This is a genomic window from Bacillus sp. FAU20, assembly GCF_056033865.1.
In genome coordinates this window covers 121,703-135,552 of sequence record NZ_JBVYHY010000026.1, presented here as the reverse complement: position 1 = coordinate 135,552, position 13,850 = coordinate 121,703, and the positions used below count along the sequence as shown (strand labels likewise).

Below are 13,850 nucleotides of genomic sequence, written 5' to 3'. Positions count from 1 at the left end.
CGCCTATAAGGACTCTCTTTTATTCAAATTAATGTTCATATGTGTTCCATTCATTATTTATAATATTGACCACAATTTATGTAATTTTGCATAATGTTACATAAATTGTGTATTTTCTCTTTTTTCCGACAGAAATAGACAGTATACTTTGTACAAGCTTTCTATTTCAAAAATTATACGAGGTGAAATAATGAAAAACAAAAAGACATTAACTAAGGTAGCATTAACAACAGGATTGGCTTTAACAGCTGTGGCACCATATGGGGTAGGTCATGCAGAGGAAACAGATCAACTACAAGTTCAAATTCAGGAGGAATCGTTCCGTTCGGGTGAACTTACACAGCCGTCACAAAAGGCACCAGAAAATGTAGTAAAGGATGCACTTAAGGAGAAAACAGAACAAGCTCTGTCCCAAAAACAAGTCAATGGAGAAACTGGAGTAGATTATAAAGTCCTTTACAAAACGTGGTTCGTTATGATGGAACTACACTTGTGCGTATGCAGCAAACATACGAAGGAAAAGAAGTATATGGCCATCAATTAACTGCGCACGTAGATAATAAGGGTGTTATTAAAAGTGTTTCAGGTGATAGCGCGCAAAATCTAAAACAAGAAGAATTGAAAAAACCTATTAATCTATCAAAAGATGAAGCAAAACAATTTATTTATACGAAGTACGGGAACGATATCAAGTTTATTTCTGAGCCAGAAGTTAAAGAGGTTATTTTTGTTGATGAAAATAATGGACAAGCTAAAAATGCATACCAAGTTACGTTTGAAGCTGCAACACCAAACTATATTTCTGGTACTTATTTAGTAAATGCACAAAATGGTGATATGTTAAAAAATATGGTACAAGAATCTAACTTAAAAGCCAGTGATAAACTAGTTGGCGCTTTAAAGAAAAGTAAACAAAGCAGTCTTACATCATTAATTGGAACAGGAAAAGATGATTTAGGTATTTCTCGTTCATTTGGTATCTCTAAACAAAGTAATGGCAAATATGCTCTTGCTGATTATACAAGAGGGCAAGGCATTGAAACATATGATGTGAATTACAGAGATATTACTAAAGAAGAAAGCTATTATCCTGGTACATTAGCGACTAGTACTTCGGCAACATTTAACGATCCAAAAGCAGTAAGTGCTCATTACTTAGCAACAAAAGTATTTGATTTTTATAAAGATAAATACAAGCGTAATAGCTTTGATAATAAAGGACAAAAATTAGTTTCAGTTGTACACGCTTGGGATTCTGAAGAGACGAATGATCCGAAAAATTGGCAGAATGCATTAAGTGCTAATAATGGAAGTATGCTTGTATATGGCGATCCTATTGTTAAAGCATATGACGTAGCTGGACATGAATTTACACATGCTGTTACTTCTAGCGAATCTAATCTTGAATATTTCGGGGAATCTGGTGCGATTAATGAGGCGCTATCTGATATTATGGGAACATCTATTGAGAAATACGTAAATAATGGAAACTTTAACTGGACAATGGGAGAACAAACGGGATCTATTTTCCGTGATATGGAAAACCCAGCTTCTGTTCCATCTTCACTAAGAGATACCTTCTCCAGATGATTACAGTGAATTTAACGATTTTAATGGATGGGATCAAGGCGGTGTTCATTTTAATTCAAGTATTATTAATAAAGTTGCGTATCTCATTGCAAAAGGCGGAACTCATAACGGAGTAACTGTTAAAGGAATTGGTGAAGATAAAATGTTTGATATTTTCTATTTATGCAAATACAGATGAGTTAAACATGACTTCTAATTTCAAACAATTGAATATCAGCATGTATTCGAGTGGCAACTTATAAATATGGTGCAAATACAGCTGAAGTTCAAGCAGTTCAAAAAGCATTTGATGCAGCAAAAATTAAATAATTTAGAAGTATAGTTCTCATTCGTATATTAAAACATTATGAAAAAACAGCTAATATCATTTTAAGGATATTAGCTGTTTTTTACGTAGCAATGTATTGTTGAAAATAAACTGACTAAGCAATAATGAGGCGCTTTACCTTTAAGAAGTAGCGACATATAAATAAGGTTTAAAGTGTATAAAAACAGAAAATTAATAATATATTGACCTCTTGATAGAAAGTCTATAAAATGAAAGCGATAACAAACGATTGCTTTAAAATGATTTCCCTGATCTTTTAGTATTTACAAATATATGAAGGTATAAACAAATCTATTTTTTTAACCATTAATGCAAACGCTTTCGTATTAAAAGGTCATTGAAATACATACGTGAAAATAGCCAATATGGAGGTGAAGTAAAAGAGATTTCTAGATTAATTTAAGCAGTGTTATGTAGTGTAAACATATTAAATCGAGAGTAATATTTGAAGAAAGGGTGTATGTGGTGCAAATTATAAAAAGATTAATTAACAAAACAGTTTTATTACTTACTTTAATCGTTATGTTATCATCTGTTTTCTCCTTTCAGAGTGTGAAGGCAATTTCAAATTCAAAAACAACTGAAATTATCATTCATTACAAAGAAAAGCTTGGAAATACAAAAGACTGGAATCTTTGGTTATGGGGAGAAAATGCGAATGGTACATCTTATGAATTTACTGGTGAAGATGAATTTGGAAAATACGCTAAGATAAAAATAGAAGGTGACTATAATCGTGTAGGATTTATAGTTCGAACAAATGAATGGGAAAAAGATGGTGGAGATCGTTGGATTGAAAATATAAAGGACGGTCGTGCTGAAGTATGGATTCTTTCGGGTGATGAAAAAGTATATAACTCTAAGCCTTCATCGGATCTCTCAATTCAAAAAGCAACTATTGATAGTTTCCATGAAATTACTGTAACGACTAATGTCCCGTTTAATATTAAGGAAAAGAAAATTGAAATTGAAGGCATTAAAATTAAGAATATTACTCCTTATGATATAAACAGTGGAGATGTTACTAATAAGGTTAAAATAATTACGGAACAGAAAATTGATTTAAAACAAACATACAAAGTTAAAATTGAAAACTTAGATGATACAAATACTGAAATCGGTAAAGTCATTCGTAGCGAGGAATTCGACAATTTATTTTATTATGGTGGTAATGATTTGGGAAATATATATACTCCGCAATATACAAAGTTCCGTGTATGGGCTCCTACTGCAAGTGAAGCGAAGTTGGTTACATATAAAAAATGGAGTGATAAAATAGGTACTGAAATAAACATGCAAAAAGGTGAAAAAGGAACTTGGACTGCAGAACTAAAGGGGAATCAAAAAGGGCTCTTTTATACGTATAAAGTCAAAATTGGTGATAAGTGGACTGAAGCAGTTGATCCATATGCACGTGCTGCTTCTGTAAATGGAGATAAAGGTGCAGTTGTTGATTTAGAAGAAACAAATCCGAAAAAATGGAAAGCAAACAAAAAGCCAAAATTTAAAAATCCGGAAGATGCTATTATTTATGAGTTACATGTACGCGATCTTTCCATTCAACCTGAAAGTGGTATTAAACAGAAAGGGAAGTATTTAGGTGTAACAGAAAAAGGAACAAAAGGGCCAGAAGGTGTAAAAACAGGAGTTGATCATATAAAGGATCTTGGTGTTACTCACGTTCAGTTTTTACCGATATTTGATTATGCTTCTGTAAATGAAGAGACTTTAAATGAACCGCAATATAACTGGGGATATGATCCTAAAAATTTCAACGTTCCAGAAGGCTCCTATTCTACAAATCCTTATGAGCCAATTGTTCGAATAACTGAATTAAAGCAAATGGTTCAAACACTACATGATAATAATCTTCGAGTAGTGATGGATGTCGTATATAACCATATGTATAACGCTGCTGAATCTAATTTTCATAAGTTAGTTCCAGGTTATTATTATCGTTACAATGAAGATGGAACATTTGCAAATGGAACTGGAGTAGGAAATGATACTGCTTCAGAAAGAAAAATGATGAGGAAATTTATGATAGATTCCGTCACATATTGGGCAAAAGAATACAATTTAGATGGATTCCGTTTTGATTTAATGGGTATTCATGATTATGAAACGATGAATGAAATACGTAAAGCTGTTAATCAAATTGACCCTTCTATTATACTACATGGAGAAGGATGGGATTTAAATACACCTCTTGCAGCTGAGCTGAAAGCAAATCAAAAAAATGCAGGGAAAATGAAAGGGATTGCTCATTTTAATGATAATATACGTGATGGATTGAAGGGTAGTGTATTTGAGGAGAAGGAAAATGGTTTTATAAATGGGAAGGAAAACATGGAAGATCGTATTAAAAAAGGGATTACGGCAGGTATTGACTACGATAAAAATTCATCTACCTATCAAGATTCGGAACAGGTATTAACTTATGTGGAAGCACATGACAATCATACATTATGGGATAAACTTGAGTTAACTAATTCAGATGATAGCGATGAAGTGCGAAAACAAATGCACAAATTGTCTTCTTCGATTTTATTAACATCACAAGGAATTCCATTCTTACATGCAGGGCAAGAGTTTATGCGGACGAAATACGGTGATCATAATAGTTACAAATCTCCAGATTCAATTAACCAGATGGATTGGTTGCGCCGTGCAACGTTTAATAATGAAGTAGATTATATGAAGGGTTTAATAGAATTACGCAAAAAGTACTCAGCTTTTCGAATGACATCTGCAGATCAAATAAAAACACACGTATCATTTATTGATGCTCCGAAAAATACTGTAACTTATACAATAGAGGGGAATAAACATGAATACTTTACAGTGGCTCACAATGCAAATAGAGAAGCTGTTGAAATAACACTTCCATTTAAAGGTCCTTGGAAAGTACTAGTAGACGGGAAGCAGGCGGGAAGTAAACCACTTTATGTTGTACATGACAATAAAATTAAAATTCCTGCACTAAGTTCCATTGTTTTAAAATCAGAAAAACCGATTAAATAAAAGCGAAGAGTGTGGAAATAAATACTGAATTGAGCAAATTTAATAAGGATTGCAAACTTTAAAAGCGAAGTGAAGATTATTCTCACTTCGCTTTTAAAGTTAATGTAATATAATTTCACATACTGTAATTATATTACAATTTAATAAAAAATAAACAATAGGTTATTGCTATTGTAACCGTAGGAGTAGAATATATCTTTGCGTTTATCGATAAAATTATCTGAAATCCATTCGTAATTTATATAATTTTTATTACATACTCGAACATATAACGAGCTAGATGTTCGAATTGTATTAATTCCTATAAACCGTTTAAAAATAACGAAGGCGCCAAAAGTATATGGAATCAAAATAGAGAAAAGACACCTTGAAGGGTGTCTTTTCTCTATTTTGAAGATGATATGTAAGTAACTTCTTTGTATGTAATAATATGTTGTATTTTTACACTAACTTTTTAAGAAAAATTTAAAGCTCTTTTCTTAATCTATTTGTAATAAAATGAATCATAAAATTTTATCGATATAATAAATAAAACTTTCTCAACATTATTTGATTTAATAACTATATTCAACTGCTCTCCAATCCATTACAATAATTTCACATTGAAAATAAATGAATATTCTCAATGTTATAAATGGTTTATACCTTATTGGATTACTATGGGAAAGGATGTGAAATGTCTAATAAAAAATCATTTTTTGTGATGAAATAAAAAAAAATAATGAGAAAAATGTTATTTTATTATCCCAAAATTCTCTTGAATTACGTGTTATAACCTTCATGAGAGAAATGATGATTTTTTGTAGCTTGGAAAAGTGCATTGTAAAAATAAGTTAAACATTTATGGAGGAGTATATGAGCGAACAAATTTATTACTGGTCTCCGATTAAGCATTGGGAGAAGTTGCATAATGAAGTTTTGATAGGGGAAATGAGATTTACAGGTATTCTGTCTGAGTGGTTTCCTGATTTTTATTTTATGGCTCAAAAAGGTGTGAAAATTAGTGAACTAGTAGAGCGCTTTTCGTTAGGAAATGTAGAAGAGACACAAAAAAACATAGAACTCATGATAAAAAATCGTGTGTTAGTAAGTAACATATTACACCCAAGAGAAGTATTTTCTTCACAAGAAAAGATTTTTCCAAATCCATATAGCAACCAGATTCGCTTTTCTAAAGAAGAGTTAGATAAGTATATGAGTGAACAATTAAATCGCACGCACGTTGCTGCACGGTCAACCGAAATTCAACTTGAAACAACAGATGAGCTACCCACTATAATCAAGGAACATAGGTCTTATCATCAATTTGAAATGGAAGAACACATTGGTTGTTTCGGAATTTTCCCAATTCTTATCAACTCTAAAACAGGTTAAGGAAGAAAAAATATACTATCATTACGCAAGTGCAGGCGGGCTCTATCCCATTGATATCTTTGTTTATATAAAACCAAAACGTATAGAGGGTATGAAAGCTGGATTTTATTATTATAACCCATCAAAAAATAGTCTTGTGATTGTAAACAACATTGATCAAGTGATCAAAAGTGATCATGAGTTAATTAATCAAGATTTATTTACTCAATCTGCATTCTCAGTTTATTTGGTTTATAATGCGAACGCTTCCATTCCGAAATACGGTTCAGATGGATATTTATTTGCTTGTATTGAGTCAGGCATTATCACTGCTACCTTAAATATGGTTGCTGAGACATTAAATTTAGGGGTTTGTTCAGTTGGTCATATGAAATTTGAAGAGATTCAGCAATTTTTATGTTTGGATAACCATCAAGTGTTTCTCCATGGGCTTGAAGTTGGCTTGAAAATTAACGAGTAGAAGAAATGAATATTAGGGGGATAAAGATAAAAATGCACATTAAAGATCGAAGTTCGATTCATGAAAATAAAGAAGTAGAAGCGTTTTGGAAGGAGCAATTATCTTCCGAGATTCTCGATTTTTCTGTATTTAATAGCGATTACCAACTAAATAAAGAAACACCTTGTGAGTACGTTCAAGTCATAGTGAATGTAGAAATTAGTAAAAATATACAAAAAATAAGTAAGTCTCAAGATTTATTATTATTTAGCTGGTTTCAAGCCGCTTTAAGAGTTTGTTTGGCACATTATACAGATCAAGAAAGAATTACTATTGGTATTCCTATAATTGAAAAGAATCTTGAACAAAGTGAGAATCTTAATAAGTTGATTCCTTTAGGAAGTGAAATCCATCCGCATCACACCTTTAAACAGTTAGTAAATGAGATTGAACAAACGACTTTATTCGGGTATGAAAATCAGGAGTATCCGCTCTCTGAATTATTAGTTAAACACAATTTAACTCCTTTTCAAATTGTAATCGGGATGGAAGGATTACATAATGAAAATTCACTAGAAGAATACGCAGAGAATAATTTAGTCCTATGGATACGAAGAAAATGGAATGAAATACATAATGAATTTGAATTTCAAATTTCTTGCAAGTCCCGTTCATTCTCTTCTTTGCAACAGTTTGCCAATTCGTATTGTTATGTTTTAAAGCAAGTTTCACAAAATCCGAATTTGGCATTGAAAGATATTTGTATTATTGCAGAAGGAGAAAAAGAGTTGTTAGAAGGATTGAATACTTTTCAAACAGGCATAGACTTGTTTCAATCATTTCAAGATTTGTTTGAAGCGCAAGTATTAAAAACTCCAGATCAAATTGCTGTTGTTTGTAATGATCAATCTTTGACATATAGAGAATTGAATAAGAAAGCGAATCAATTGGCTTCTATTCTTCAAAGTAAAGGTGTTTCAAAAGAAAGTATTATTGGCGTTATGGTAGATCGGTCATTAGAAATGATTATTGGTATGATGGGGATTTTAAAAGCAGGAGCAGCCTATTTACCAATAGACCCTAACTACCCAACTGAACGAATTGAATATATGTTACAAGATAGTCAAGCAAAATATTTACTTAGTAAGCGAACAGAGGAAGTATTGCCGAAATTTGCAGGTGAAGTACTGTATCTTGATAAAGAACATCTTTTTCAAGGTGAAGAAAGTAATTTAGTACGAGAACATAATCCTAATGATTTAGCTTATGTTATTTACACATCAGGATCGACAGGAAATCCAAAAGGGGTAATGATAGAACAAAAATCGCTAGTTCATTTTTTAAATGTAATGAGAGAAAAAGTAAAAGCTAATCAATCATTCTTGTTTCTTGCTAGTGTATCTTTTGATATTTCCTTGTTAGAAATATGTCTTCCTTTAACGCAAGGTTCAAAAGTAGTAATTGCTACAGAGGACCAGTTTGCAACAAAAGAATTGGCTCATTTGGTCAAAAAACATAAAGTGGATTTATGGGAATCAACGCCATCGCGAATGGAAGTGATTTTGAGTGATCCAGAAGGGGCAAATTTTCTAAAAGATTTAAAATCTATTTTATTAGCAGGAGAATCATTTTCCATTGGTTTGGTTGAAAAAATTCGTTGTATCAGTGAAGCAATAATTTTAAATATCTATGGTCCCACAGAAACAACCATTTGCGCAACAGTAAAAGACTTGAGCACTTCCAAAGAAGTTACGATTGGCAAACCAAATCCGAATTATCATTCCTATATATTGAATAAGTATGGCCAATTAAAACCATTTGGAATTCCTGGTGAACTCTGCATTGCTGGCGTAGCGGTAGCACGAGGGTATCTTGGTAAAAGTAAACTGACAGATGAAAAATTTGTACCGAGTCCTTTTACGGCAGGAGAAATGATGTATCATACAGGTGATCTCGTTCGTTGGTTGCCTAATGGAGAACTTGAGTATTTAGGTCGAATGGATCATCAAGTGAAAATTCGGGGGTATCGGATTGAATTAAGAGAAATCGAAACTCAATTAAGGGAATATCCAGAAATAAACCAGGCTATCGTTGTTGATCAAGTGTATGGAAATAGGAAATTATTAGCTGCCTACTATGTATCGGATAACAAGGTGTCTTTTGGTGAAATCAGAAAATATTTAAGTGATAAACTACCTGAGTTTATGATTCCTGAAAAAATGATTCAGGTAGAAGAGATTCCATTGAATCCAAATGGAAAAGTGGATAGAAAAAGGTTATTGGATATAACACAAACGGATTATGTATCAATCCCATACGTTGCCCCGCGCAATGAAATTGAACAAAAATTAGTGTGTGCATGGGAAAAAGTTATGGAGATTGAGGGAATCGGTATTCATGATAATTTTTTTGCATTAAAAGGAGAATCTATTAAAGCACTTCAAGTAATTAATTTACTAAGAAAAGACTGCTTAAAAATAAGTACAACAGATTTTTTTAAACACCCCACAATCGCTCAACTGAGTTCTTGTGTAAAGTTAGAGCATAAAGAGGAAAACTTTGAAAGTAGACCAACTCATGTTAAAGATTTATCTAATCCATTTTCCTTAACAGAAGTTCAGACAGCGTATATGTTAGGAAGGAATTCACAGTTTGAATTAAGTGGTATTTCACCTCAAACATATTTTGAATATGAAACAACATTGGATATCAATCGTCTTTCAAAAAGTTTTCAAAAGGTAATCCATCGTCATCCAATGTTGCGAGCTGTAATTTTACCAGAGGGAAAACAGCAAATATTACAAAGCGTTCCTGATTACGAGATTGAAATAGTGAGTCTCATAGATTTAGATGATAGGAATCAAAATGCTCGCTTGCAAGAAGAGCGTTCTCGAATGACTAACCATGTATTCCCTTTGGGACAATGGCCTTTGTTTGAATTGAAAGCTTTTCTTTTAAAAGAAGACACGTATTTATTATGTTTTCGATACGATGCTTTATTAATGGACGGAGCAAGCATGAACATTGTTGGACAGGATTTGTTGCATTATTATTATAAACCAAATCAAAAATTAGAATCTTTATCTTTTGATTTTCAAGATTATATGTTTATCTATGATGAAATGGAACAAAGCGAAGAATATAAAACAGCAAAAGATTATTGGACAAGTAAGCTGCCTGACTTTCCGTTTGCACCTTCTTTGCTGTTAAAAAAGGATCCAGCAGAGATTGCTACTCCTAAATTCCAATCACTTACAAAAATCCTGGACAATGAAAAATGGACAAAGCTACGAAAGTTAGCACAAGAGAAAGAGGTAACGCCTTCCGCTCTACTTTGTACAATATATGGTGATGTGTTGGCATATTGGAGTAATCAACGTCGATTAGCAATTAATTTGACTGTATTTAACCGTTATCCTGTTCATGATGAAGTAGAACAGATTGTAGGAGATTTCACATCGCTTATTTTGTTGGATGTTGATGTAAAACCAGAGCAAACTTTCTTTACTAGAGTAAAAGAAACGCAAGCTACTTTATTAGATGGCCTTGAACATCGTCATTACGATGGAGTTAACTTTATTCGAGATTTTACTCGATATCATCAAATGACGCCAAAAGCAGTTATGCCAATCGTTTTCACCTCGATGTTAGCAGGTGCAGGTGCTTTCTCTTGGGAACAACTTGGTTCTCTTCGCTATATTCATGCTCGGACTCCACAAGTGTATTTGGATAATGTAGTAATTGAAAAAAATGGAGAGTTATTAATTAGCTGGAATTATGTTGAAGAGTTGTTTGATATTGATGTGATAGAAGCAATGTTTTCCCAATTTGTTAACTTATTGGAACAATTGGTGAAACAAAGCGATATAACATCTTTGCAGATGAAAGAATCGGATCAAACTTTAATTGAACAATACAATGAAACAACAGAAAAAATACCTTCAACTACTCTGTATCAATTATTTACAGACCAAGTAAAACGTACACCGAATGAAGTAGCGGTGGTATTTGAGCAAAAATGGTTAACATACTCGGAACTTCATAAACGCTCCAATCAAATTGCCCAATTCTTAAAAGAGCAGGGGATTGGTCTTGGTGACAAAGTGGGTCTTTTAGCCAAAAGACGAGTTGACACAATTGTTAATATGCTAGGTATTTTAAAAGCAGGTGCTGCTTATGTTCCGATTGATCCCGATCATCCTTTAGATCGCCAAACATATATTTTAAAAAATAGCTCATGCAAGCTTTTATTAGAACCTAGTCTTTATGAAGAAAATGATTTGTCATTTTATACAACAGAAGATATGCCCTCTATTGCTGGTCCAGAAGATATTGCCTATATTATATACACTTCAGGAAGTACAGGAAAACCAAAAGGAGTAATTATTACTCACCAAGCGGTTACAAATACTATTCAAGACATAAATCAAAAATATGAGGTAAATGAAGATGATCGTATTATTGGTATCTCTTCCATGTGTTTTGACCTATCTGTATACGATATTTTCGGAGCTTTAAGCACAGGTGCAATGTTAGTAATGATTCGTGATCCGAGAGACATGCAAGAATTAATCCGCACTGTCGAACGTAGAGGGATTACAATTTGGAATACAGTGCCTGCAATCATGGATTTGGCATTGGATCAAGTAGGTTCTCATTTTGAACATTCTTCTTTACGTTTAGTTTTACATAGTGGAGATTGGATTCCGCTTTCTTTACCAGAAAAAATAAAACGACATTTTCCGATTGCAGAAGTAGTTTCACTAGGAGGGGCAACAGAAGCATCGATTTGGTCAATTTATTATCCGGTCAAACAGGTGGAATCACATTGGAATAGTATTCCATACGGGATGCCCTTGGCAAACCAAACGTATTATGTGTTGAACTATGAAAAGAAAATGTGCCCTGTTGGTGTAATTGGAGATTTATATATCGGGGGAGTGGGCCTTGCTAAAGGATATTTAAATGATGAAAAGAAAACAAATGAAGCGTTTGTGTCACATCCTGATTTTGGTCTTATATACAAAACAGGAGATTGTGGAAAAATGCATTCTGAGGGATATATTGAATTTTTAGGCCGCCAAGATTACCAAGTAAAAATTCAAGGGTATCGAGTAGAGTTAGAAGAAATCGCTCATTGTCTTCTAACTTATAAACAAGTCGAACATGCTGTCGTAATTGATCAAACAGATGAGAACGGAATAAAATTTTTAGTTGCATATGTGGTAACTGAGCAAAATATTAGTACAACAGAACTACGAAAGCATTTGCGAGATCACTTGCCAGATTACATGATTCCTTCTTATTTTGTTTATTTGGACCAATTACCCTTGACTCCAAACGGTAAATTAGATAGGAAAGCGCTCCCTGCTCCCGAGAAACAAACAAATGAAGTATTTATTGCTCCAAAAACTGAAATGGAAAAAATATTAACTAGTATTTGGCAAGAAGTACTCAAAATAGATCAAGTTGGAGTAAATGATCATTTCTTCGCCTTAGGTGGAGATTCGATAAAAGCGATTCAAGTGTCCGTCAGACTGTATCGACAAGGATTTGAGCTTGAACCAAAAAATCTATTTTCATTTCCTATATTAAGGGACATGGTTCAATTTGTTAAAAAGCTAGACCATTTTTCAAGTTCACAAACAAATGATGTAAACATAATGAACGATAATAAAGCTACATTACTAAATATTAAAGATAAACAACTTAATCAACAAACACTTACCAAAATACAAGAAAAAATGCCGGATATAAAAATAGAACGTATTTACCCGTTAGCACCTTTCCAAGAAGTTATTTATGAACATGCTACGAATGAACCTGATACAAATGCATATTTTGAACAAACAATTTGGGCACTTGAGGGGGAGTTGGATATTAAACTCTTTATTCAGTGTTTCAAACAATTAGTTGATCGTCATGATTCTTTAAGAACAATAATTGTGCAAGATGAACAAGCAAAACCTTGGCAAGCTGTTCTATATGATGTTCAAATAAATTCAGAAATAAAAAACTTGATTGAGATGACGAAACAAGAACAGCAAGAATTCCTAAAACAGTGGATGAATGAAAATTTAAGTCGAGGATTCAAAAATGATGAACCTATGACACGTCTCTGTATATTCCAACTAGGTAATAATGAGCATAAGGTAATTTGGAGTTCCCATCATCTATTATGTGATGGGTGGAGCGTCAGCATTTTGATAGACGAATTATTCCAGCTCTACGAAACTACAAATGCGGGAACTATGGCGGAGTTACCTATGGTAAAACCTTTTGAAACATTCATAGACTGGACTTTGGCACAAGATCATGAGAAAGCACGTCATTTTTGGCAAGATTATTTATCAGGATACAATCAGAAAATTAGTATTCCTAAAAAGAAAGTCCCATCTAAAAGTGAAGGGTTAAACTTCACTTTTATGGATTTAACATTAGACAAGGATTTGACTGATCAGTTACAGACATTTGTAACTAAAAATAATATAACTATGAATACGGCATTACTAGCTGTATGGGGAATATTGCTTGGCAAATTCAACGGAACGAGAGAAGTAGTATTGCCTAATCTAGTATCAGTCAGACCTCCCGAAGTAGAAGGAATTGAAAATATGTTCGGTCTGTTCACAAATGTTTTGCCTATCCGATTAGCATGGACAGAAACGCAATCTTTTGTGGACTTCCTGCAAAAGGTACAACTAGAGACATTGAAATGTAATGAGTATGCATACTATTCATTTGTTGATATACAAAAGCAAAGTGAATTAAAAACTGAGTTGACTGACCATCTTTGGGTTTTTGAAAACTATCCAACTAATCCAGCAATCTTTTCTTCAAATGAAAACAGAAATTTTGCTATCACGGATTACGCAGTTGTTGATGAGCCACATGTAAAGTATGGAATTATGTGCTTCCCTGAAGAAAAGCTTACAATAAAGTTTGGATTTGATCAAACCGTATATGAAGCAGAGAAAATACAGGGAATATTAAATCACATCCATGGATTAATCAACATGATTCTTCAAAATCCAATACAAGCAATTGGTGATTACAAATTATAAAAAATGAAAAGGCGAGCAAGAACTCGCCTTT

General features: G+C 33.0%; 2 protein-coding genes and 2 pseudogenes. All 4 read left to right on the top strand.

Going from position 1 to position 13,850, the window contains the following annotated elements; translation table 11 throughout:
• Positions 1 to 190 precede the first annotated feature (190 nt).
• The 4 genes and pseudogenes from AC0OM3_RS22545 (at position 191) to AC0OM3_RS22530 (ending at position 13,819) form a co-directional block, all read left to right on the top strand.
• Positions 191 to 1,899: pseudogene (locus tag AC0OM3_RS22545) on the top strand (M4 family metallopeptidase).
• A 484-nt stretch (positions 1,900 to 2,383) separates the two neighbouring features.
• A complete protein-coding gene (gene pulA / locus AC0OM3_RS22540) occupies positions 2,384 to 4,942 on the top strand; it encodes a type I pullulanase (RefSeq protein ID WP_474213084.1) in 2,559 nt (852 codons plus the stop codon).
• 855 nt (positions 4,943 to 5,797) lie between these two features.
• Positions 5,798 to 6,776 (top strand): annotated as a pseudogene (locus AC0OM3_RS22535) (SagB family peptide dehydrogenase).
• Positions 6,777 to 6,808: 32 nt separating this feature from the next.
• Positions 6,809 to 13,819 (top strand): amino acid adenylation domain-containing protein, encoded by a 7,011-nt coding sequence (locus tag AC0OM3_RS22530; RefSeq protein WP_474213083.1) that lies wholly within the window; start codon positions 6,809 to 6,811, stop codon positions 13,817 to 13,819.
• The last annotated feature ends 31 nt before the right edge of the window (positions 13,820 to 13,850 follow it).